The following is a 23,129-nucleotide window of genomic DNA, read 5'->3' as shown; positions in this document are numbered from 1 at the left end:
GTTACCAGCCGCGCCCTAACAGGCGCATACGATCTGACATTTGCATCAAACTTCCTTACTTACGGCCCGTAAACGGGCTGCCCGGATAAGGGATCGACAACTGCTCACCCATTTTATCCTCTTCAAGCTGGTGCTTTATGTATTCCTGTATCTTCGCTGTGTTCTTCCCTACCGTATCCACGTAGTATCCCCGACACCAGAACTCCCTGTTCCTGTATTTGAATTTCAGATCTCCAAACTGCTCATAAAGCATCAGACTGCTTTTCCCTTTCAGATATCCCATAAAGCCGGATACGCTCATTTTGGGCGGGATTTCCACAAGCATATGGATATGATCTGCACAGCATTCAGCTTCCAGGATCCGTACGTTTTTCCACTCACACAGCTTTCTTAAAATGCTGCCTATCGCCAGACGTTTCTCTCCGTAGAACGCCTGTCTTCGGTATTTCGGCGCAAAAACTATGTGATATTTACAGTTCCATCGGGTGTGCGCTAAGCTCTTTTCGTCCCCCATCGGGACCCCCTTTTGATTTCTTGTTGAACTTTTGCAGTTGCCAGACCGCAAGCTGTTTTAACAAATCAAAAGGGGTTTTAATAACTGGCTTAAAGCTGAAAGCTTTCCGGAACCCCCAGCCTAGCTGGGGGTTTTCTATAGACAAAAAAAACCGGCGCTCTGTGGCGCCGGTTATGCGATGCTGCGTTCGGTCAGATAGCGACCGGGGCTTTAATCGCCGGGTGCGGATCGTAGCCTTCGATTTCAAAATCATCGAAGCAGTAATCAAACAGCGATGCGGGCTTACGCTTGATTTTGAGCGTGGGCAGTGCACGCGGTTCGCGGCTCAGTTGCAGGCGCGTTTGCTCCAGATGGTTGCTGTACAGATGAGTATCGCCACCGGTCCAGACAAAATCTCCAGGTTCCAGGTCACACTGTTGCGCCATCATATGCACCAGTAATGCGTAGCTGGCGATATTAAAAGGCAGACCAAGGAAGATATCGCAAGAGCGCTGGTAGAGCTGGCAGGAGAGCTTGCCGTCCGCGACATAGAACTGGAAAAACGCGTGGCACGGCGCCAGAGCCATTTTATCCAGTTCGCCCACGTTCCAGGCTGACACGATGATACGGCGCGAATCCGGATCGTTTTTCAACTGGTTCAGGACGGTCGAGATCTGGTCAATATGACGGCCATCCGGCGTTGGCCAGGCGCGCCACTGTTTGCCATAAACCGGCCCGAGGTTGCCCTGCTCATCAGCCCATTCATCCCAGATAGAGACCTTGTTCTCTTTCAGGTAAGCGATGTTGGTATCGCCCTGCAGGAACCACAGCAGCTCATGAATAATGGAGCGCAAATGGCAACGCTTGGTGGTTACCAGCGGAAAACCATCCTGCAGATTAAAGCGCATCTGATGGCCAAAAATAGAGAGCGTGCCCGTCCCTGTACGGTCGTTTTTCGGAGTGCCCTCATTGAGCACCTTTTGCATCAGTTCTAAATACTGTTTCATGGTTCCTCAGGAAACGTGTTGCGGCGCACGACGACGATACGCCCAAACCATCATGATAATACCCGCAACAATCATCGGGATGGAGAGGATCTGCCCCATGCTGATGTATTGTACCCACGTCCCCGTAAATTGTGCATCCGGCTGGCGGAAGAACTCAACGATGATACGGAAAGCGCCATAGCCAATCAGGAACAGACCAGACACAGCCCCCATCGGGCGAGGTTTGCGAATATAGAGATTCAGGATAATGAATAACACGATGCCTTCCAGCACCAGCTCATACAACTGGGAAGGATGACGAGGCAGAACGCCGTAGGTGTCAAAAATGGATTGCCACTGCGGATGAGACGGCAGTAATGCGGCATCTTCTGCGCGCGACCCCGGGAAGAGCATTGCCAGCGGGAAGCTCGGATCGACACGGCCCCACAGTTCGCCGTTGATAAAGTTACCCAGACGTCCAGCACCCAGACCAAAAGGAATCAGCGGGGCAATAAAATCTGCGACCTGGAAAAAGTTACGTTTGGTGCGTTTGGCAAAGACAATCATCACGACGATAACGCCGATCAAGCCGCCGTGGAAAGACATGCCGCCGTCCCAGACGCGGAACAAATACAGCGGATCGTTGAGGAAGATCGGGAAGTTGTAGAACAGAACGTAGCCAATACGCCCGCCCAGGAACACCCCAAGAAAGCCTGCGTAGAGCAGATTTTCAACTTCATTTTTCGTCCAGCCACTGCCAGGACGGCCAGCACGACGGGTTGCGAGCCACATGGCAAAGACAAAGCCAACAAGGTACATCAACCCGTACCAGTGAAGGGAAACCGGCCCAATGGAAAAAATTACTGGATCAAATTCAGGAAAACGCAGATAGCCACTATTCATCTGTCACCACAACATGTTGTTATTCCGCCGAAAGTGGACAGCGGTATAGATGCGCGCCCGTTCTGGCGGGCGCTCCAAAGGCGCGAATGATAGCATAAGGAGGGCAGGCTGGATGCGGCGAAGTTGTAAAAGATATGTATACCCGTCATCCTTTACGCCGCAGGTGCGTTAGCTTCCCCAGCGCGCCCCGGTCACATAGTTATCTATGCTCCCGGGAACTTGCTGGCTTGCCGCCTTCCTGCAACGCAAATGATTTAGGGTATTACCCGCCATCCTTTACGCCGCAGGTGCGTTGGCTTCCCCAGCGCGCCCCGGCCACAGAGTTATCTATGCTCCCGGGAACTTACGTCTACAACCCACCGCGAATAAGACCACCCAGACCGCGTCGCTCCATAAATGCCGCGACCTGATGTCGTACTTCGGTCGCCAGTTGCGCCTCAAGCGTACGGTTGGCCAGCGTTTGCGCCTCAGCGAAATCAATACGCCGTAGCAGATATTTAATACGTGCCACCGACTTACCGTTCATCGACAGATGGCTAAAGCCAAGGCCAATCAGCACCGCCACACACATGGGATCTCCTGCCATTTCACCGCACAGACGCAGATCGACGCCCGCCTGTTCGGCTTCTCTGGCAATCATCGCCAGCGCGCGCAACACGGCAGGATGCAGGCTGTCATACATATTGGCCACGCGCGTATTGTTACGATCGACCGCCAGAATATACTGAGTAAGGTCATTAGTGCCGATAGAGATAAAGTCGACCCGATTCGCCAGGTGCGAGAGCATAAACACCATTGACGGCACTTCAATCATCACGCCAATACGCGGTTTCGGAATGGCGTAACCAATCATCTCTTCGACTTCACGCCCGGCACGTTCAATCAGCCGTTTTGCTTCATCCACCTCATCAATGCTGGTGATCATCGGCAACAGAATGCTGAGATTTCCGGTGGCCGCATTCGCACGCAGCATTGCGCGCACCTGCACAAGGAAGATTTCCGGCTGATCGAGCGTAATTCGGATGCCACGCCAGCCCAGGCACGGGTTCTCTTCGCTTATCGGCATATACGGCAACTGTTTATCCGCGCCGATATCCAGCGTACGCAGGGTCACCGGCTTATCGTTAAACATCTGCAGCATGCCCTGATACTGCGCGACCTGCTCTTCCTCAGACGGGAAACCACTTTGCAACATAAAAGGAATTTCGGTGCGATAAAGCCCGATGCCGTCAATACGACTACCGAGCTTCTCTTCATGCTCCGGACTGAGCCCCGCGTTGAGCATCACCCTGATGCGCTCACCGCTTTTAAGCTGCGCGGCGAGGTTCACATCATCTTCGGCAAGCCGGGTTAATTCATTCTCTTCGGTGATAAGTCGCTGGTATTCCTGCAACAGAACGGGCTCTGGATCCACCAGCAGCTCACCGCGATAGCCGTCCACCACCAGCGTGCGACGATGCAGCACAGAAGGCTGAATATCCGCCCCCATAACCGTCGGGATCCCGAGCGCACGAACCATGATTGCCGCATGGGAGTTGGATGCGCCATCGCGTACTACAACACCCGCGAGCCTGTCATGCGGAAGCTCCGCCAGCGTTGTCGCAGATAACTCATCGGCAACAAGGATAAAGCGTTCCGGCCAGGTATTGGGGCCCTGGATATTATCATCGAGATGGAACAGTAAGCGCTGGCCGAGCGTGCGTAAATCGCCAGAGCGCTCTTTCAGATAACCGTCACTCAATGCCGCAAACTGCTCGGCGAATCGTTCAATGACCGTTTTGACCGCCCACTCAGCGACCAGACCTTTATCTACCTCGGCAAACAGCTCACGGCGCAGACGCGCATCGGAAAGCAGATGCGAGTAAAGATCGAAAATCGCCGCCGTCTCTTTTTGCGCCCCCGCAGAAAATCGCTTGCTATAACGACGAAACTCACCCGCCGCCTCTTCCAGTGCGCTGGTCAGCCTTTCCCGTTCAAGCGTTGTGTTGAGGGTCGAGGCTTCATAAACCTGCTCCATCAACGGCAGCGTTTCATCCATCCAGCCTTCGGCAATGGCCACGCCGGATGACGCAGGAAGCGCGCGAATACGCGTCTGGCGATACTGACCAAACAGCGCGGTTAGCTGCGACTGAGAGAGAATGGCTGCCATTTGGGTAGCCAGCGTAACCAGGAAGGACTCTTCGCTTTCATCGTACTGGCGCAGTTCACGTTGCTGAACAACCAGAACACCGAGAAGCTGACGACGCTGAATAATCGGCACGCCGAGGAAAGCGCGAAAACGCTCTTCTTTTACGGCAGGGATGTATTTAAAACTGGGGTGTTTTTGCGCATCAGCAAGGTTAATAGGTTCCGCCAGCCTGCCTACCAGGCCGACGATACCTTGATCAAATGCGAGAGTGACCGTACGCCCGCGCGGCTTTTTTAAACCGCGAGTCGCCATTAAGTAATAACAACGCCGGTCATGGTCTGCGAGGTAGACGGAGCAAACTTCCGTCTCCATCGCCTCGCAAATATCTGTGACCAGTATTTCCAGCGCTTCGTTCAGTCGCGGCGCGCTGGCAACTTTTTCAACGATTTCTCGCAAGCGGGTGAGCATAATGTGCGTGGCTTAACCTCTTTTACGTCGCCAGGCAGGTGCACTTTGTGGCTTAGGCGGAATCTCCTGAAGCGCCATCACGGCCCCTGCAAACTCTTTCATCACCCGTCGGTAGACATCGCGTTTGAACGACACTACCTGACGAACAGGATACCAGTAGCTCACCCAGCGCCAGCCATCAAACTCAGGGGTACTACTGGTTTGCATATTGACATCAGCATCACTGCTGACCAATTGCAGAAGAAACCATTTTTGTTTCTGGCCGATACAGACCGGCTTTGTATCCCAACGCACCAAACGTTTCGGTAACTTGTAACGCAACCAGTTACGGGTAGAAGCAAGGATTCGAACATCTTTACGATTTAAGCCTACTTCCTCGAACAGCTCCCTGAACATCGCCTGCTCCGGAGACTCGCCTGGGTTGATTCCCCCCTGGGGAAACTGCCAGGAGTGCTGCCCGAAGCGTCTGGCCCACATGACCTGGCCCTGTCGATTACAGATTACGATACCCACATTTGGGCGGTAGCCATCGTCATCAATCACCGGACTACCTCAAAATAAACCTGAATTAATCGATTGTTTCACACTCGTGGAAAACGGTAAACCACTCAATTACGGCGGAACAAACGGATAACATTTGAATAACTCACAATTATCGGCAAAGTTATAAACAGACGCTCCCTCGCTTGCCCGCTTTTATTCACCTTTTCTGTGGATAGACTTGTGAAGAACCGGAGATTTAACATTGGAAAACCCGGAGTAGTCTGAATATGCTAACAATCAACCCAGTGAATAATTACCTTAAATTCATTGAGTTAATAGGTTTATTTCTGTATTTGCATCACATAATGTGATGATCGTCACTATAGTGATCCTTGTACTGATGAAAGATCGAACAACGTCGTTTTTATCCACAGATTATGCCAATAACTTAGGCACATTTTGTGCAGAAATTCGATTTTCGTCGCACGTCAAGGCTGTAAATCGAAACAGTAGTGACACTTTTACCCAGTTATCCCATTTTTCTGTGGATAACATGGTGTAAGATCCTGTTCATTGTCAGTGACCAGATTTGAACAACCGCGCAGTGAGTTGCGCAACGCCACCTTTTTCACGGAAAATTCTCTTATGAATCAGTCCTTTTATCAGGACGGGTGGAAAAAGATCGCAGCCATCGACGGTGTGCATAATTGCAGTTCATTTTTTAATCAAGGTTTTAGCATGTCCGCCATACGACCTTTACTATCGTCTCCCGAGTCTGAAATTCAGTTGCTTACCCAGGCGCAACATCTCGCAGGCTACACCCTGGGCGAACTTGCCCGGCTTGCCGGATTGCCCATTCCTCGCGATCTGAAACGCGATAAAGGCTGGACGGGTATCCTGCTGGAGCAGTGGCTTGGCGCCAGTGCAGGCAGTAAACCGGAGCAGGATTTCGCAGCGCTGGGCGTAGAGTTGAAAACGATCCCCATCGATAGCGCGGGCCGGCCGCTGGAGACGACATTTGTCTGCGTCGCCCCGCTAACAGGCAATACAGGGGTGATGTGGGAAACCAGCCATGTACGTCATAAATTGCGCCGCGTGTTATGGATCCCTATTGAAGGTTCGCGCGACATTCCCCTTGCCGAGCGCCGCGTAGGCTCGCCGCTGCTCTGGAGCCCCAGTGAAGAGGAAGAAACCCAGTTGCGCATGGACTGGGAAGAGTTGATGGACTTGATTGTGCTTGGCCAGGTTGAGCGTATTACAGCGCGTCATGGCGAGGTATTGCAGTTGCGCCCGAAAGCGGCAAACAGCAAAGCGCTGACCGAAGCCGTCGGCGCACATGGAGAACCAATCCTGACGCTGCCGCGTGGTTTCTATCTGAAAAAGAATTTCACCGGCGCGCTGCTCGCCCGACATTTCCTGGTGCCAGGGGATTAACTTTTACCTCCGCGCGGCTGGCGCTTATAATCAGCCTTTCTTTTTTGGCAGGACTTTATAGATGTTATTTGCATGGATTACCGATCCCAATGCCTGGCTTGCCCTTGGCACGCTAACGCTGTTGGAGATTGTGCTTGGGATCGACAATATTATTTTCCTCTCACTGGTTGTGGCGAAGCTGCCCACTGCGCAGCGTAATCACGCCCGAAGGCTCGGTCTGGCTGCCGCGATGGTCATGCGATTGCTGCTGCTGGCCTCAATTGCCTGGCTGACAAAACTGACCACCCCGCTGTTTAGCGCATTTGATCATGCGGTATCAGCGCGCGATCTGATCCTGTTTTGTGGCGGCGTGTTCCTTATCTGGAAAGCCAGTAAAGAGATCCACGAAACGATCGAAGGTGATGAAGAGGATCTGAAAACCAATGTTCACTCGTTCCTCGGGGCAATCGTACAGATTATGCTGCTGGACATTATTTTCAGTCTTGATTCTGTCATTACCGCGGTTGGCCTGTCCGACCATCTGTTTATTATGATGGCGGCGGTGGTGATTTCGGTTGGTGTGATGATGTTTGCCGCACGCCCTATCGGTGAGTTTGTGAATCGCCATCCTTCGGTGAAAATGCTGGCGTTATCCTTCCTGATTCTGGTGGGCTTTACCCTGATTCTGGAAAGCGTCTCGATTCATGTACCGAAAGGGTATATCTACTTCGCGATGTTCTTCTCTATCACAGTTGAGACGCTCAACTTGATGCGCGGCAAGAAAAACCCGTCGTAATACAAGGCTTCCCCGCAAGGGGAAGCTATTTTCCTCGTCTTTTTGTCCCTGCCCACACTTTAAGATTTTCCCCCCTTTTTTGCACTGATACATCAGGTTATTACTAGAATGATGTGAGACACGAGCCAAATGAGGACAGAACGATGAAAAAATGGGCAGTGATTATCTCTGCAGTTGGATTAGCATTTGCAGTTTCAGGTTGTAGCAGTGATTACGTTATGGCAACCAAAGATGGCAGGATGATCCTGACTGATGGCAAGCCAGAAATTGACGATGAAACCGGCCTGGTCAGTTACCATGACCAGCAAGGCAATAAGATGCAGATCAACCGTGATGATGTTTCTCAGATCCTCGAGCGCTAAAAATCTTTAAAAAGGTCAGTCACCTGCTGACCTTTTTTGGTCTCCCCTCTTTCCCTTTGTTCTGCCCTCTGCCATGTTTATATTCCTTTGTCAGGACAACTGACGCAGTACAGTAAGTTAAAGGAAGCCGGCTATGCACTACCACCGTATCCCCCACAGTTCACTTGAAATAAGCACCCTGGGGCTGGGCACAATGACGTTTGGTGAACAGAACAGCGAAGCCGACGCCCACGCACAGCTTGATTACGCCATCAGCCAGGGGATCAACCTGATTGATGTCGCAGAGATGTATCCCGTCCCACCGCGCCCGGAAACACAAGGGCTGACGGAGACCTATGTCGGTAACTGGCTGGCGAAGCGCGGCAATCGTGAGAAAGTGGTCCTCGCCTCGAAGGTTAGCGGCCCCTCGCGCAATAATGACAATAGCATTCGACCAAACCAGGCGCTGGATCGTAAAAATATCCGCCTCGCGCTTGAAGCCAGCCTGAAACGCCTGCAAACCGATCATCTCGATCTCTATCAGGTGCACTGGCCGCAGCGCCCTACCAACTGTTTTGGCACACTGGGCTATAAGTGGACGGAATCCGCCCCTGTCGTCACGCTACTGGAAACACTGGAGGCGCTGACCGAGTTCCAGCGCGCGGGCAAAATTCGCTATATCGGCGTGTCGAATGAAACGGCCTTTGGCGTGATGCGCTATCTGCAACTGGCGGAAAAACACGAATTACCGCGCATCGTCACCATTCAGAACCCCTACAGCCTGCTTAACCGTAGCTATGAAGTAGGTCTGGCTGAGGTGACGCAATATGAAGGGGTTGAGCTGCTAGCTTACTCCTGCCTGGCGTTCGGCACCCTCACCGGGAAATACCTGAACGGTGCGAAACCCGCTGGTGCTCGCAACACCCTGTTCAGCCGCTTTACCCGTTACAGTGGCGAGCAGGCGCAAAAAGCGGTTGCTGCCTACGTGGATATCGCCAAACGCCACAATCTGGATCCGGCGCAGATGGCGCTGGCATTTGTGCGTCGTCAGCCGTTCGTTGCCAGCACCCTTCTGGGCGCTACAACAATGGAACAGCTAAAAACGAATGTGGAAAGTCTGCATCTTACGCTCAGCGAAGAGGTGCTCGCCGAAATTGAAGCGGTGCATCAGGTCTATACCTACCCGGCACCCTAATATGAATCAGGCCGGGTAACCCGGCCTGTCTCTTAGCGGCGGCGTTGCCAAATCCACAGTGCCGTGATTGCCAGCGCAAACAGTACGCCGAACCCGACACCGACACCAATCACCGGCACACCCACTTTGACCGCCAGGGAGTAGAGTCCCAGCATCAACAGCATGGCGGTGTTCTCGCCGAGATTCTGTACCGCAATAGCGTTTCCTGCGCCAACAGAACGTTTACCGCGCTCCTGCAACAGCGCATTAAGTGGCACCACGAAAAAACCACCCAGCATGCCGATAAGCATTAAGATTCCATAAGCCGGAAGTACTGCATGTTGTAACGAAAAGAAGGTTACTGCCACGCCAATCAAAATCCCGGCAGGCATACATCGCGCCACCGTCTCAAGCGTAACCAGTTTTGCGGCAAGCCCGGCCCCCACCACAATGCCCACCGCCACCATGGCATTGAGATAGGTCGGCGTGGCGTTATCCGTAATGCCCAGTGCAACGGGCACCCACAGTACCAGCAGAAAACGCAGCGTTACACCCGCGCCCCAAAACAGGCTGGTACCAACCAGTGAAAAACGCGTCTCGCCATTGCGCCACAACAATGAACAGGCAGAGAAAAAACTGCGCGTCATCGGTGTGAAACGCCAGGATTGCCCTGGCCGCGCAGCCGCCAGGCGTGGAATCATCAAGTTTGCCGCCACCGCGCCTGCATAAACCAGCGCACAGACGCCCAACGAAGCCAGCACATGCCAGTCAGCCAAAATACCGCCCGCCATGGAACCCAACAGGATCGCGGCAATCGTTGAGGACTCCATCAGCCCGTTCGCTTTGACCAGTTTGTCGCCGGTTGTCAGTTCACCCAGGATACCGTATTTCGCCGGGGAATAGGCCGCCGCTCCGACGCCCACCAGCGTATAGCCAATGAAAGGGTTGATACCGATGCAAATGCTGGCCGCCCCCAACAGCTTGAGGCCATTAGCGACCATCATCACGCGCCCTTTGGGGAAGCTGTCGGCGATCTGCCCGACAAAGGGGGCAAAAAGGATGTAAGCGCCCACAAACACCATCTGCAGGATCGGTTGACTCCAGTCGGGGTAGAACTCCGCTTTCAACAGCGCCAGGGTGGCAAACAGCAGCGCATTATCACCAAAGGCCGACAGGAACTGGGCGACAATGACCGCTTTCATCCCCTTCGACCACAGTGATGTGTTAGTGGGTACTGACTCATGCATTTTGGGTTTCCGCCTCTTCAACCATGCCTTTTAACGTCACAAAGTCAGGCTTCCCGCTGCCCAGTAACGGCAACTGTTTGAGGAAGCGTATATCGCGCGGAACCGCCAGTTCCGGTACGCCTTGCGCACGCGCCTGCTGCTGGAGTTTCTCGCGCGTCAGTTGTTCATCGGTGGTGAACAGGACCAGCGCCTCACCTTTGCTGGCGTCGGATTTGATCGCCGTGGCATGCATCTTCTCAGGCGATACCGCCAGCGCCAGTTGCTCCACCATCTCCAACGAAATCATCTCACCGGCAATTTTTGCAAAGCGTTTGGCACGGCCCTGAATCTGCACGAAACCTTGCTCATCAAAGCGCACAATATCACCCGTGTCATACCAGCCGCTTTCCAGCTCACCCTGGGCATTTTCTGCCGCAGGCGCTTCCAGTACGCCGGGTTTCTCCACGCGCAGATAACCGTTCATGATGTTCGGTCCTTTCAGTTGCAGTCGGCCACCGTCATCAATACCCGGCACTTCAAGCAGGCGCGCGTCCATACCGGGCAGAATACGCCCAACGGTACCGGGCTTCGCCGCCATCGGCACGTTGATCGACACCACTGGCGCGCACTCTGTTACCCCGTAGCCCTCCAGAATGCGCAGACCAAATTTGTCCTGCCAAAGCTGACGGGTGCTGTCCTGGAGCTTTTCAGCCCCTGCTACCACATAACGCAGGCGGAAAAAGTCATACGGATTGGCGAAGCGGGCGTAATTCCCCAGGAATGTCGATGTGCCGAACAGCACGGTACAGTTCCGGTCGTACACCAGCTCCGGCACAATGCGATAGTGCAGCGGGCTTGGGTAGAGGAACACTTCTGCCCCGGTCAACAGCGGCGTAAACAGCCCCACCGTCAGACCAAAAGAGTGGAACAGCGGCAGCGCCGACATAAAGCGATCATTGGCGGTGAAATCGGCAATGGTGCGGATTTGCTCGACGTTCGCCAGAATACTTTTATGACTGTGGACAACCCCTTTCGGATTGCCCTCAGAACCGGAGGTAAAGAGTATGATCGCCGCATCTTCGGGTTTTTGCGGCACCTGCGCCAGACGTGGCATCAGCACGCGGCTAAAGATCCACAGCTTATCTTCCAGCGTGACACTGCCTTTTAAATCTTCCAGATAGACCCAGCGCACCTGGGTTAGCTGTTCCGGCAGATGCCAGAGCTTCCCTTTGTCCATAAAGGTACGTGAGGTAAATACCGTTTTGATTTCCGCCGCGGTAATGGCGCTGGTCAGCCCTTTAACACCGGCGGTGTAGTTCATCATCGCCGGAATGCGTCCGCGGGCGATGGCGCCAAAAATCACCGCGGCGCTGATACCGGCGTTCGGCAACATCAGGCCGATTTTCTCGCCCTGTGCCGTGTATTTGTCGAGAATACGGGCGACAAACAGTGTCTTGGTCAGCAGCTTACGGTAAGTGTCCGGGGTGAAATTAATGTCTTCTACGCAGTGCTTGCCTGCGCCGTAACGATATTGTGCGGCAAGGAAGGCGTCGAATAAGGTTTCGCGCGGACGCACCGCCATGCGGGCTTCCATCATAATCTGATGCAGCATCTCACCAGCAATCTTACGGCGGTCGCGGGCGCGCGGCGCTTCCGGCATGGGCAGTTGCGTTGGCGGCAGAACATGCAGATGAATCTGTGGGAATAAACGCTGTTTAACCAGCCCTTTCAGACGGCTGAAAAAGGTCAGCTCCGCCCCCTCTATACGCAGCGGTACGACGGTTGCCGCCGACTTCGCCGCCACAAACCCCGCACCATCGTAGATTTTCATCAGCGAGCCGGATACCGAAATGCGCCCTTCCGGGAAAATCACTACCGGACGCCCTTCGCCAATCAGGCGGACAAGGTGTTTGACGGACATCGGCTTCGTCGGATCCAGCGGCACAAAATCGATGATCGGTTTAAGCCAGCGCATGTACCACTGCTGGCTGATGGAGGTATAAACCGCAAAGACCGGGCGAACAGGAAGAAAGAGCGCCAGCAAAATCCCATCTATAAAGGAGACATGGTTGGGGACAATCAGCACGCGCTCGCCGTGCAACGCCTGTGTATTGCCCGTGAGTCGCACACGGAACAGGACGCGAAAGAGGCCACGAAAAAAGCCAAATAACATTTCAACTCCTTTTGTTAGTCAATTCGACAGGTTATGAATAAATTGTGGCAGATTACACGAGAAGTGGGGGGCGGCGAAATGCGGGCGAAAAAAAACCTGCGCATCCGCGCAGGTTGGTGCAAGAAATTAAGTACGAAATGCGTACCGAAATAATCACCAATCAATACCTCTGGGATCTTGATTGTGGCTGGCGGCGCGTTAGCCCGCCAGCAGTAAAAAGCAAGCGAATGAGCCTAAGTGCAACGAGGTGTTTCTAATCATCCAGCTTGTTACACATTGACTTAATGGCAAAAAAAAACCTGCACATCTGCGCAGGTTGGTGTAATTCAAGTGTTCAACCCTCAGGTTGACTTCACCTATCAATACCTCTGGGATTGCTACTGTAGCAATCCGACCAAATGCTTCTCCAGCAGACAATAGAAACAGCATTTCGCAAAGTGTAACTAAAGGTTCGAACTGTATATTTCCGGATATATTTTCCATGTAACGTTTTCACGCCATTTCACCGCGTCAGCTCACGTTTGCGGAAAGTGCACTGGCGACAACCTTGATTAGCCAGCGCATTCCCGTAACATAAGTGGGTGTGTAAACGCTTACCCCTAAATGAAGGTGCTCAATGGCGACAATAAAAGATGTAGCCCGGCTTGCAGGTGTCTCTGTCGCTACGGTCTCTCGCGTAATTAACGACTCCCCGAAAGCCAGCGAAGCCTCACGGCTGGCGGTCCAGACCGCCATGGAGAGTCTGAGCTATCACCCCAACGCCAATGCCCGAGCGCTGGCGCAGCAGTCGACGGAAACGGTCGGACTGGTGGTCGGTGATGTTTCTGACCCTTTTTTTGGCGCCATGGTGAAGGCGGTTGAACAGGTCGCCTCCAGCACTGGCAACTTCCTGCTCATTGGCAATGGTTATCACAATGAGCAAAAAGAACGTAATGCGATTGAACAACTGATTCGCCACCGCTGTGCGGCACTGGTTGTCCATGCCAAAATGGTGCCGGATGCTGAACTCATTGCGTTGATGAAACAGATCCCCGGCATGGTACTGATTAACCGCATTCTGCCTGGTTTCGAGCAGCGCTGCGTGTCGCTGGATGACCGCTACGGTGCCTGGCTGGCAACGCGCCACCTCATACAACAGGGCCATACCCGGATAGGCTATTTGTGTTCCAACCACGCGATTTCCGATGCCGAAGACCGCCTGCAGGGTTATTACGACGCCCTCAAAGAAAATGGCCTGCCGTGTAATGAGCGTCTGGTCACCTTCGGCGAACCGGACGAGAGCGGCGGTGAACAGGCAATGACCGAACTGCTCGGGCGTGGCAAGAATTTTACGGCGATCGCCTGCTATAACGACTCGATGGCAGCGGGCGCAATGGGGGTGCTCAACGATAATGGCATTACTGTGCCAGATGAGATCTCGCTGATTGGCTTTGACGATGTGCTGATATCACGCTATGTCCGCCCGCGTCTGACCACAGTGCGCTATCCCATCGTGACGATGGCGACACAGGCAGCAGAACTGGCACTGGCGTTGGCAGAAAACCGTCCGCTCCCTGATGTCACGCATGTGTTTAACCCGACGCTGGTAAGACGCCACTCGGTCGTGACGCCGCAGGACAACTAGAGGGTAAAGCGATAGAGGTGGACGGTCCTGTCCGGGTAATCGAGGCCGTCGCCGATATACTGCCAGCCAAAGCGCTCATAAAATTCACGGCAGGCGGAGTAAAGATGAAGCTCGCTAAACCCCATTTCCCGTGCAGACTCAATCACATGCTGCTGTAAAGTACGCGCCAGCCCCTGCCCGCGTGCGGACTCATCAACATAGAGCGCCGCCAGCCAGGGGAACAGATCCTGGCGGCTTATCAAATCGCAACGCCACAACCCTACGGTGCCAAGCAGCGTATCGTCATCCACCAGCACAAAGGTTAGCGGCAGATTGCCCGGCGTCTGGCTGTGGTCAATAATGCTTTCGAAGAACGCGCGCGGCAGCGAGTCACCAAACTCGCGCCAGAGCCACTCGGTCACCTGTTCAGCATGCTGTGGCGCGTCGTATAACGGAACCACTTTCACATTAATTTCCCCTGAAAAATCGGTACGGATTCAAACAGATAGCCGTCAAAATCCGGGGCATCCTCGTCCGAGAGCTCCAGCAAACTCTTTTTTACGTTTTCAAGATGCTGCCACATGGCCTGCCAGGCGCCCATCACATCGCGACGACGAAGGGCAGCGAGTAGTGTCTGCCTGTCGCCAAGCCATTTCAGGCGATAAGGACGGCTGGTAATGTGCACGTTGAACTGCTGCCACAGCGGGCTGCTGTCCATGTGGTGCCAGACGCTTTCTACTGTTGCCAGTAGCATCTGGTTTTGCGAAGCGCCCGCCAGCACCAGATGAAACATTTTGCTGTTGTCCTGGCTGGTGTCGTTCAGGGCAATCGCGCGTTGTTCTTGCTCGAGGATGCGGCGCAGGTTATCGATATCCGCCCGCGTCGCCATTTTGGCGGCAAAGGCGGCGATGTTGCTCTCCAGCAACTGACGAGCCTGCAATATTTCAAACGGGCCGACATCACTGCTGAGAAAGCGCTCTTCTTCGTTTTCATGCTCCTGAGGAATACGCATCACATAGACGCCGGAGCCCTGGCGAATATCAACGGTGCCCTGGAGTTCAAGCATTAAGAGAGCTTCACGAACAATAGTACGGCTGACGCCATACTTTTCGGCAATATTGCGCTCAGGCGGAAGGCGGGATCCCACGGGGTAATGCCCCTGGATTATTTGCGCGCGTAAATCTTCGCCAATCTCCTGGTACTGTTTTTTTTCCGGCGGGATTACAGCTTTTTCCACAATATCACCATCACCTGTACAGACCTTTAGTTGAAGCTCAGGCCGGAGATCCCCGGCCTTTGGGCGCGCTATCTTACCAAATTTAGTGCCTGATCGAGAACTTTCGCGCCATTTAAGGTGCCATATGCCACCGGATCGATCACATCAATAGGGATAGCGTATTGGTCGGTAAGTTTCTTATTTTCCGCGAGCTTAAAGCGCACCTGCGGCCCCAACAGTACAGCGATAATCTCGCCGCTGTGGTTGTCTAATTCATCGCGTAGCGCCTGCTCAGCGATGGCATAGATTTTCAGTTCAAGACCGCGCTCGGCGGCGTTTTTTTCCATCTTAGTGACCACCAGTGATGTAGACATCCCGGCAGAACAACACAGGACAATACGTTTCATCACAGCTCCTTATTTCCATTCATCATCAAAAGAGATCGTAAGCTGGCGTTCGTCGCTTAACCGGCGATACCAGGAGAGCGACTTCTTCGCCCGTCGGTCACGGTTGTGGGCCAAATCGATCTCCACCAGCCCGTAGCGATTTTTAAAGGCATTCATTGGCGATACATTGTCCGTAAACGCCCAGAGCATATAACCGTGACAGTTGGCCCCATCCTCCCGCGCGCGCAACGTCTGGTACAGATGCTCACCAATAAACGCAATGCGGTAATCGTCGTCAATCACCCCATCGGCATTGCGGAACTGCCCTTCGTTCTCAACCCCCATCCCGCTTTCCGCCACAAACCACGGGATGTTGCCGTACTCGTTTTTAATCCGCATCGCCATGTCATAAATGATAAACGGCCCAATTTCCCAGCCGCGCGACTTATTCATGCGCCGCCCCGGTAGCTCAAAGGGTTCGTAGTAATAAGCCGGGTGGAACGGCGTGTCGGGGTGCCAGGCGCGGGAAGGGGCTTTTACCCGATGCGGGTAATAGAGGTTAATACCCAATTCATCCACGGTATTTTCACGAATGATCGCCAGTTCGTCGTCGGTATAGTCCCAATTCACCTGATGCTTCTCAAGCAGGGTAAACAGCTCCGGCGGGTACGCCCCTTTTACCATTGGGTCGAGGAAGACACGGTTATAAAAGAGATCATACATGGCTGCCGCATGGACATCGTGCGGCGCACGGGAGCGCGGATAGGTCACTTCCGGGTTCAGAATGCACCCCACCGTTCCCGCGTACCCTTTCTCGCGAAACAGTTTCACCACTTTCGCCGTGGCAAGATTTTTATGGTGATTCCATTGCATCCAGGTGCTGGTGTTCTGCTCATACGGCCAGCGCAGCGCATCCAGATAGACTCTGGTTTGCACCACGATGGGCTCGTTAAAAGTGAACCAGCGCGTCACTTTTTGGTGAAACCGTTCAAAGACCTTTTCGACGTAAAGCAGATAGAGTTCGACCACTTTTTTCGATGCCCAGCCGCCGTAGGTTTCCAGCAGGTAACCGGGCAATTCGTAATGTTCGAGGCAGATCATCGGCACAATGCGGTTACGCGCCATCTCGTCAAAGAGCTGGTCGTAATACGCCGCGTATTCTTCATCCACGACGCCATTTTCATAGTCGGTCAGAAAGCGCGACCAGTTAATGGAGGTGCGGTAGTGGGTCAGGCCAGCCTGCTTCATCAACTGTACGTCTTCGCGAAAACGGTGATAAAAGTCAGTCGCCACCGCCGGGCCATAGCCCTCATGCCAGACCTGCCTGTCGTTTTTGTACCAAAGATCGGGCCATGAATCCTGCCCCTCTTTTTTGCCGCCCCAGCCCTCGGTCTGCCAGGCTGAGGCAGCAGCACCAAGCATAAACGTCGGCGGGATGGTGAGTGTTTTCGTGCTCACGTCAGGCTCCTTTAGGCATTTTTCGCCATGTCAGTGGATTCAGCCTGCAGTTGCGCCTGCTCCGCGCGGCGGGATGCAATCTTCACAAAAGGCAGGTAAATAAGGATCGAGGCCAGGATACACACCAGTTGTGTCACTACCGCCCCCATCGAACCGGCGGTGGAAAGCCAGGCGTTAATCAGCGGCGGCGTGGTCCAGGGCACCATCACCACGGCCTTGCCCGCAAACCCGGTAACCGTAGCAAAGTAACCGATTGAGCCGGTCACCAGCGGGGTGATGATAAAGGGGATCGCGAGGATCGGATTGAGCATGATCGGCATGCCGAATATCACCGGTTCATTGATATTGAAGATGCCAGGGCCGATGGAGAGCTTGGCGATCTCTTTCATCTCTTTGCGCTTGGTGGCAATCATCACCGCGATCAACAGCCCAATGGTCAGACCGGAGCCGCCGATACTCATATACACATCCCAGAACGGCATGGTGATGATATTCGGCACCTCTTTACCCTGCTCAAATGCGCTCATATTGACCGTGATCGCACCGAGCAGCAGGGGTTCGCGGATCGGCTTGATCATCTGGTTGCCATGAATGCCGATAACCCAAAACAACTGAGCGACAAACATCAACAGCAGGATACCCGGCAGGCTTTGTACCACGCGCTCCAGCGGCTGTTGCACCACCTGATAAACAGCATCATAGAGGTACATGCCGGTGATCTGATGGAAGACAAAACCAAAAGTCGCGATAACCGTGGTGGTGATAATGGCGGGGATCAACGCAGAGAATGAGGCCGAGACATTAGGCGGCACTGTATCCGGCATTTTGATTTTCAGCCCTTCACGGTTTTCCAGCCAGCAGTAAATCTCAACGGAGAGAATCGCGATAAACATGCCGAGGAACAGGCTACGGGTATCTGAGAACTGGCGCAGCAGCACATCTTTCACCACGTGCATTTGACCATCGACCAGCATTTCCACCGTGGTTGGCGTCACGCAAATAAAGCAGATGACCGCCAGCAAACCGGGGAACAGGGTTTTGATGCCGTTGATACGCCCAAGCTCAATACCAATCAGGAATACCGCGCCGATATTCAAAAAGTTGAGCGTGGCGTAGTTGATGGCGCTGGTAATCGGCTTGAGCGCGGCCAGGAACGATAGCGCGTCAAAGCTGGCGAGGCCGTTTTTCGGATCCAGCACCATATTGGAGATAAGCACGGAGAAGGCGCCGACGATGATGACCGGCATCAGGGTAATAAACGAAGCCTTGATCGCCATAATGTAGCGATAGCTGTTGAATTTGGTCGCGAAGCTACCCAGAGAATCGATTAACTTTTCCTGTAGAGCCATTAGAGGTACCTCAGTAAAAGGGCTTTTTATCGTGTCAGGTATACAGCTCAATACCTTTTGGCATACCAAAAATAGCTATCGCTGGAAAATAGTTCTGTGATTAAGGTCGCAACGCGACATCTGGTATTCCAGATTTGCCATATTTAGCAGATTTGGCATACCACCATAAATAAACCAGGGTTTTCTCCCCGTTGCATCAAAAGCGTGATCGGCCCGGTTATTGTCTCTCCCTTGCCCCGCTGCGCTTTGATGAATGTGATAAAATAGCGACCTTCATGTGATACAGGATCAGGTCATGGCGACAATGCTGGATGTCTCACTGCGCGCGGGTGTCTCCAAGGCTACGGTATCGCGCGTGTTGAACGACACAGGTCAGGTAAAAGAGAGCACCCGTAAACGGGTTTTTCAGGCGATGGAAGAGTTGGGGTATCGGCCTAATTTTCTTGCCCAGTCGCTGGCAACCCGCACCAGTAATAACATTGGCCTGGTGGTTTCCAGTTTTAACGGTTTCTATTTTGGCCGCCTGTTACAGCAGGCATCGCGCCAGGCGGAAGCCTATGGCAAACAGCTCATTGTGACCGACGGGCACGATGCCCCGGAACGCGAAGAGTTGGCGGTGCAGATGCTGGCCGACAGACGCTGCGACGCCATTATTCTTTACACCCGCTTTATGAGCGAGAAAGCGATCATCCGCCTGATCGATACCACCCCAATGCCGCTTATCGTCATTAACCGCGAGGTATTTCAGGCCCACGATAAATGCGTTTTTTTTGAACAGCAGGATGCGGCGTTTCAGGCAGTGGATTATCTGATAAATCAGGGTCATCACGATATTGCCTGTATCACCGCCCCTATCCACACGCCAACCGGCAAAGCCCGCCTGATGGGATATCGCAAGGCGCTGGAAAAACACGGTATTCGCTGGGATCCGGACAAAGTGAAATACGGCGATTCAACCATGTCGCGCGGCTATGAACTGTGCCAGGAGATCTTACAAAAGGGCATCAAAGTCAGCGCGCTGTTCGCCTGTAATGACGATATGGCGCTGGGTGCGTCTAAGGCGCTGCATCAGGCGGGGTTACGTATTCCGCAGGATATTTCACTGTTTGGCTTCGATGATGCTCCCAGTGCCCGTTGGCTGGAGCCGGGGCTGTCGACGGTCTATCTGCCGATTGACACCATGATCACCACCGCCATCGATCAGGCTATGCGGCTGGCGAATAAAGAATCGATCGAAGCGATCCCGCCTTTTACCGGCACCCTGGTGCTGCGTGATTCAGTCGCCCCCGGGCCATTTTTCCCCGGATGCGGCGGCGCCTGATCCGGGCGACCGATAGCACCAACCGTAGCCCCGGTAAGTGCCAGCGCCACCGGGGATAATTCCCGGATGCGCCTTATTCGGGTTACGTTTTTGAAAACCGTTGATACCCTCGCCCCTCGGGGCGAGGCAGGACTTATACCTGCTCCAGCGCCAGCAGTTCTTCAATGGTCTGACGGCGACGAATCAGCCGTGCAACGCCTTTATCAAACAGCACCTCCGGCAGCAGCGGACGACTATTGTAGTTCGACGACATTGACGCACCATAAGCCCCGGTATCATGCAGCACAAGGTAATCCCCTGGCGTCACGGCAGGCAGTGCGCGGGTTTCGACTTTACCGCCCTCCTGCTGGGTAAACACATCGCCAGACTCGCACAGCGGCCCGGCCACCACGGTATCGATACGCGGCACGGTGGTTAAATCACGCCCGTCCGCCGCCAGTGCGGTAATGTGGTGATAGCTGCCGTACATGGACGGGCGCATCAGATCGTTAAAACCGGCGTCAATCAGTACAAAGTGGCGGCTGCCCATCTCTTTCACGCTGCGCACCTGTGCCACCAGCACTCCGGATTCCGCCACCAGGAAGCGTCCCGGTTCGATCTCCAGTTTTACCGGATGCCCCAGATGTTTCGCCACCTGTTCACGTGCGGCATTCCACAGGCTGTAATAGTGGTCCGTATCCACCCCCTCCTCCCCTTCATGATAAGGAATAGAGAGACCGCCGCCTGCCGAAATAGCCTGCAGATCCTGGCCAAATTCCACCACCTGACGCACCATCGCACCGCACACCTGCTCAAGGTGGCCGTAATCCACCCCGGAACCAATATGCATATGAATGCCGATCAGTTTCAGGTTAAAACGCTGCATCACTTCCAGCGCGGCAGGCAGGTCGCTATACCAAATGCCGTGCTTGCTGTTTTCGCCACCGGTATTGGTTTTCTGGCTGTGGCCATGACCGAAGCCGGGATTAACGCGCAGCCAGACCGGGTGACCGGGCGAAACCTGCCCCAGTTGTTCCAGCATATCCACTGACCCGGCGTTAACCGGAATACGCAGCTCGCTCACGCGGGCCAGCGTCGCGTCATCAATCACATCCGCCGTGAAAACAATATCCTCCGGATGCTTTTTCGGGTCGTAACCTGCGGCCAGCGCACGCTCAATTTCCCCTAACGACACGGAATCCACCTTCACACCCTGCTCACGCATCAGGCGCAGGATATGAATGTTCGAGCAGGCTTTTTGCGCGAAACGGATCACATCAAACTGCGTCAGGCGGGCAATCTGGTCGCGAATAATTTGCGCATCATAAACCCAGACCGGGCAGCCAAATTCAGCAGGCAACCGAAGAAGATTAGCGGCATTAAGGTCGGTTGTGGTTTGTGTCAGTGGGCGTGGCATAACAGACTCCGAAAACGTTTTTTTATGATTACGCCACAGGCCAGGAGGAATAAAAAATATCGTTTTATCGTGAGTCTATGCAAAAATGATATGGATTCTCTTACCAGGATGCCGCCATGCCCGCCGTAAACTTACGCCACATTGAAATTTTTCATGCCGTGATGACCACCGGGAATTTGACGGAAGCCGCTCAGTTGCTGCATACCTCGCAGCCTACCGTCAGCCGGGAGCTGGCGCGCTTTGAAAAAGTGCTGGGGTTGAAGTTATTTGAACGCACGCGCGGGCGTTTGCATCCTACGGTGCAAGGGTTACGTCTTTTTGAGGAAGTACAGCGCTCCTGGTACGGGCTGGATCGCATTGTCAGCGCCGCCGAAAGCCTGCGCGAATTCCGTCAGGGTGAGCTGTCGATTGCCTGCCTGCCAGTCTTTTCCCAGTCATTTTTACCGCTACTGTTGCAGCCTTTTCTGGCCCGCTACCCGGACGTTAGCCTTAATATCGTGCCGCAAGAGTCGCCGCTGCTGGAAGAGTGGCTCTCCGCCCAGCGTCATGATCTGGGGCTGACGGAAACAATCAGCACGCCTGCGGGGACGGAGCGCACGCCGCTGCTGACTTTTAACGAAGTGTGTGTCCTGCCGGAAAACCACCGACTGGCGCATAAAGCGCAGCTTACGCCAGGAGATTTTCATGGCGAGAATTACATTAGCCTGTCGCGCACCGACAGCTACCGGCAATTGCTCGATGCTTTGTTCAATGAACATCAGGTGAAACGCCGTATGGTGCTGGAAACGCACAGCGCGGCGTCAGTCTGTGCGATGGTCCGCGCCGGGGTGGGAATTTCGGTGGTCAACCCGCTGACCGCGCTCGATTACGCCGCCAGCGGGGTGGTAGTGCGCCGTTTTAGTATTGACGTTCCCTTCACAGTGAGCCTGATTCGCCCGTTGCATCGCCCCTCTTCGGCGCTGATCGAGGCATTCAGTCGCCATTTGCAAGAGGCGATGCCGTTGATTACCGGTCCACTGAACGCAGTGCTGAACGCCGTTTAAGAGAGCATAAACGTTACGGCATCGGCAGCATGCAGGGCAGCCGTATCAAATACCGGGATCGGCGACTGATCTTGTGCAACCAGCAGGCCAATTTCAGTGCAACCGAAAATCACCCCCTGCGCCCCCTGCTCCGCCAGTTGCGCAATCAGACTGACATAATAGGCACGCGAAACATCGCTAAACGTACCGAGGCAAAGTTCGTCAAAAATAACCTGATTGACCCGCGCGCGGTCTGACTCACCCGGAATCAGCGTTTCAATACCAAACGCGTCACTCAGACGACCACGATAAAAATCCTGTTCCATGGTGTAGCGGGTGCCAAGCAGCGCCACTTTGGATTGCTTCTGCGCCACGATCGCCCGCCCGGTGGCATCGGCAATATGTAAGAAAGGCACATCGCAGCGTGCTTCAATCTGCCCGGCGATTTTATGCATGGTATTCGTACACAACACGATACCCTGCGCACCGGCGTTTTGTAGCCCGACGGCCGCATCGGCCAGGATATCCCCGGCCTTTTCCCATTCGCCGCTGCGCTGGCACTCTTCAATCTCATGAAAATCTACGCTATGCAGCAGCAGGCTGGCAGAGTGCAGACCACCCAATTTCGCCTTCACCCCTTCATTAATCAGGCGGTAATACGGAATGGTAGATTCCCAGCTCATGCCACCCAACAGTCCAATCGTTTTCATTATGCCTCTCCCTCTGAGTAAGCACCCAGTCAAGCAAACTCAGGGGGGAGTTTCAACCTGTCATGTCGAATTGCCGTCATGCCG

Annotated in this window: 22 protein-coding genes and 1 pseudogene; 8 read left to right on the top strand and 15 right to left on the bottom strand. The window is 53.9% G+C overall.

Annotated elements, in window-relative coordinates; all coding sequences use genetic code 11:
* Window positions 1-55: 55 nt before the first annotated feature.
* From tnpA to rppH, 5 genes are all read right to left on the bottom strand, one after another.
* Window positions 56-514 (bottom strand): IS200/IS605 family transposase, encoded by a 459-nt coding sequence (gene tnpA, locus ACS0RQ_RS04890; protein ID WP_038918153.1) that lies wholly within the window; start codon window positions 512-514, stop codon window positions 56-58.
* Window positions 515-705: 191 nt separating this feature from the next.
* Window positions 706-1,500 carry a thymidylate synthase gene (thyA, locus tag ACS0RQ_RS04885; RefSeq protein WP_071193780.1) on the bottom strand — a complete coding sequence of 265 codons (795 nt, stop codon included), beginning with the start codon at window positions 1,498-1,500 and terminating at the stop codon, window positions 706-708.
* A gap of 6 nt (window positions 1,501-1,506) precedes the next feature.
* The gene (gene lgt, locus ACS0RQ_RS04880; RefSeq protein WP_039077108.1) at window positions 1,507-2,382 is read right to left on the bottom strand and encodes a prolipoprotein diacylglyceryl transferase; all 876 of its coding nucleotides are present in this window, start codon (window positions 2,380-2,382) and stop codon (window positions 1,507-1,509) included.
* A gap of 349 nt (window positions 2,383-2,731) precedes the next feature.
* The gene (gene ptsP / locus ACS0RQ_RS04875; RefSeq protein WP_271851601.1) at window positions 2,732-4,978 is read right to left on the bottom strand and encodes a phosphoenolpyruvate--protein phosphotransferase; all 2,247 of its coding nucleotides are present in this window, start codon (window positions 4,976-4,978) and stop codon (window positions 2,732-2,734) included.
* 12 nt (window positions 4,979-4,990) lie between these two features.
* Window positions 4,991-5,521, bottom strand: a complete 531-nt coding sequence (gene rppH, locus ACS0RQ_RS04870) for an RNA pyrophosphohydrolase (protein WP_039077110.1) — start codon at window positions 5,519-5,521, stop codon at window positions 4,991-4,993.
* Window positions 5,522-5,973: 452 nt separating this feature from the next.
* Between rppH and ACS0RQ_RS04865 the strand changes: the two are divergent.
* The 5 genes and pseudogenes from ACS0RQ_RS04865 to ACS0RQ_RS04845 form a co-directional block, all read left to right on the top strand.
* Window positions 5,974-6,048 (top strand): annotated as a pseudogene (locus ACS0RQ_RS04865) (hypothetical protein); the annotation flags it as partial.
* A 151-nt stretch (window positions 6,049-6,199) separates the two neighbouring features.
* Window positions 6,200-6,895 carry a DNA mismatch repair endonuclease MutH gene (gene mutH / locus ACS0RQ_RS04860; RefSeq protein WP_271851600.1) on the top strand — a complete coding sequence of 232 codons (696 nt, stop codon included), beginning with the start codon at window positions 6,200-6,202 and terminating at the stop codon, window positions 6,893-6,895.
* Window positions 6,896-6,956: 61 nt separating this feature from the next.
* The gene (locus ACS0RQ_RS04855; RefSeq protein ID WP_271851599.1) at window positions 6,957-7,670 is read left to right on the top strand and encodes a TerC family protein; all 714 of its coding nucleotides are present in this window, start codon (window positions 6,957-6,959) and stop codon (window positions 7,668-7,670) included.
* Between the two features lie 143 nt (window positions 7,671-7,813).
* A complete protein-coding gene (gene ygdR, locus ACS0RQ_RS04850) occupies window positions 7,814-8,032 on the top strand; it encodes a lipoprotein YgdR (RefSeq protein ID WP_039077112.1) in 219 nt (72 codons plus the stop codon).
* 133 nt (window positions 8,033-8,165) lie between these two features.
* Window positions 8,166-9,206, top strand: coding sequence for an NADP(H)-dependent aldo-keto reductase (locus ACS0RQ_RS04845; RefSeq protein ID WP_039077113.1), 1,041 nt, complete (start codon window positions 8,166-8,168; stop codon window positions 9,204-9,206).
* Between the two features lie 32 nt (window positions 9,207-9,238).
* Here ACS0RQ_RS04845 and lplT read toward each other — a convergent pair whose 3' ends face one another.
* The 3 genes from lplT to ACS0RQ_RS04830 all read right to left on the bottom strand — a co-directional run bounded on the left by lplT (window position 9,239) and on the right by ACS0RQ_RS04830 (window position 13,067).
* Window positions 9,239-10,432: a lysophospholipid transporter LplT gene (gene lplT / locus ACS0RQ_RS04840; RefSeq protein WP_271851598.1), complete on the bottom strand. Its 1,194-nt coding sequence runs from the start codon at window positions 10,430-10,432 to the stop codon at window positions 9,239-9,241.
* Window positions 10,425-12,584 (bottom strand): bifunctional acyl-ACP--phospholipid O-acyltransferase/long-chain-fatty-acid--ACP ligase, encoded by a 2,160-nt coding sequence (aas, locus tag ACS0RQ_RS04835; protein ID WP_193794296.1) that lies wholly within the window; start codon window positions 12,582-12,584, stop codon window positions 10,425-10,427. Before aas ends, lplT begins: the two co-directional genes overlap by 8 nt.
* 198 nt (window positions 12,585-12,782) lie before the next feature.
* Window positions 12,783-13,067, bottom strand: a complete 285-nt coding sequence (locus tag ACS0RQ_RS04830; RefSeq protein ID WP_271851596.1) for a hypothetical protein — start codon at window positions 13,065-13,067, stop codon at window positions 12,783-12,785.
* Between the two features lie 133 nt (window positions 13,068-13,200).
* Between ACS0RQ_RS04830 and galR the strand changes: the two genes are divergently transcribed.
* Window positions 13,201-14,208 carry an HTH-type transcriptional regulator GalR gene (gene galR / locus ACS0RQ_RS04825; protein WP_071193776.1) on the top strand — a complete coding sequence of 336 codons (1,008 nt, stop codon included), beginning with the start codon at window positions 13,201-13,203 and terminating at the stop codon, window positions 14,206-14,208.
* On the opposite strand, the gene ACS0RQ_RS04820 is transcribed toward galR, so the two are convergent.
* The 5 genes from ACS0RQ_RS04820 to ACS0RQ_RS04800 form a co-directional block, all read right to left on the bottom strand.
* Entirely contained in the window at window positions 14,205-14,654 is a 450-nt protein-coding gene (locus tag ACS0RQ_RS04820; protein ID WP_271851595.1) for a GNAT family N-acetyltransferase, read from the bottom strand. The genes galR and ACS0RQ_RS04820 overlap by 4 nt on opposite strands.
* Entirely contained in the window at window positions 14,651-15,424 is a 774-nt protein-coding gene (locus ACS0RQ_RS04815) for a GntR family transcriptional regulator (protein ID WP_039077118.1), read from the bottom strand. The genes ACS0RQ_RS04820 and ACS0RQ_RS04815 overlap by 4 nt, the downstream gene beginning before the upstream one ends.
* A gap of 68 nt (window positions 15,425-15,492) precedes the next feature.
* A complete protein-coding gene (locus ACS0RQ_RS04810; RefSeq protein ID WP_071193774.1) occupies window positions 15,493-15,810 on the bottom strand; it encodes a PTS sugar transporter subunit IIB in 318 nt (105 codons plus the stop codon).
* Window positions 15,811-15,819: 9 nt separating this feature from the next.
* Window positions 15,820-17,211 carry a glycoside hydrolase family 1 protein gene (locus ACS0RQ_RS04805; RefSeq protein WP_499079322.1) on the bottom strand — a complete coding sequence of 464 codons (1,392 nt, stop codon included), beginning with the start codon at window positions 17,209-17,211 and terminating at the stop codon, window positions 15,820-15,822.
* Between the two features lie 47 nt (window positions 17,212-17,258).
* Complete coding sequence (locus ACS0RQ_RS04800; protein ID WP_039077121.1) at window positions 17,259-18,596, bottom strand: PTS sugar transporter subunit IIC; 1,338 nt, start codon at window positions 18,594-18,596, stop codon at window positions 17,259-17,261.
* Between the two features lie 295 nt (window positions 18,597-18,891).
* On the opposite strand from ACS0RQ_RS04800, the gene ACS0RQ_RS04795 reads away from it, so the two are divergent.
* Window positions 18,892-19,917 (top strand): LacI family DNA-binding transcriptional regulator, encoded by a 1,026-nt coding sequence (locus ACS0RQ_RS04795; protein WP_271851592.1) that lies wholly within the window; start codon window positions 18,892-18,894, stop codon window positions 19,915-19,917.
* A 133-nt stretch (window positions 19,918-20,050) separates the two neighbouring features.
* Here ACS0RQ_RS04795 and lysA read toward each other — a convergent pair whose 3' ends face one another.
* A complete protein-coding gene (gene lysA / locus ACS0RQ_RS04790) occupies window positions 20,051-21,313 on the bottom strand; it encodes a diaminopimelate decarboxylase (RefSeq protein ID WP_271851590.1) in 1,263 nt (420 codons plus the stop codon).
* Window positions 21,314-21,429: 116 nt separating this feature from the next.
* On the opposite strand from lysA, the gene ACS0RQ_RS04785 reads away from it, so the two are divergent.
* Complete coding sequence (locus ACS0RQ_RS04785; protein ID WP_271851589.1) at window positions 21,430-22,356, top strand: LysR family transcriptional regulator; 927 nt, start codon at window positions 21,430-21,432, stop codon at window positions 22,354-22,356.
* Here ACS0RQ_RS04785 and ACS0RQ_RS04780 read toward each other — a convergent pair.
* On the bottom strand, window positions 22,353-23,045 hold the full coding sequence (locus tag ACS0RQ_RS04780; RefSeq protein WP_271851588.1) for an aspartate/glutamate racemase: 693 nt from the start codon (window positions 23,043-23,045) through the stop codon (window positions 22,353-22,355). The two genes, ACS0RQ_RS04785 and ACS0RQ_RS04780, sit on opposite strands and share 4 nt — an antisense overlap.
* Window positions 23,046-23,129: the final 84 nt, after the last annotated feature.

It is taken from the genome of Phytobacter diazotrophicus, from assembly GCF_052061655.1.
Lineage (GTDB): Bacteria > Pseudomonadota > Gammaproteobacteria > Enterobacterales > Enterobacteriaceae > Phytobacter > Phytobacter diazotrophicus.
Note: the sequence above shows the minus strand (reverse complement) of the source record. Positions and strands in the feature narration are given on the sequence as shown.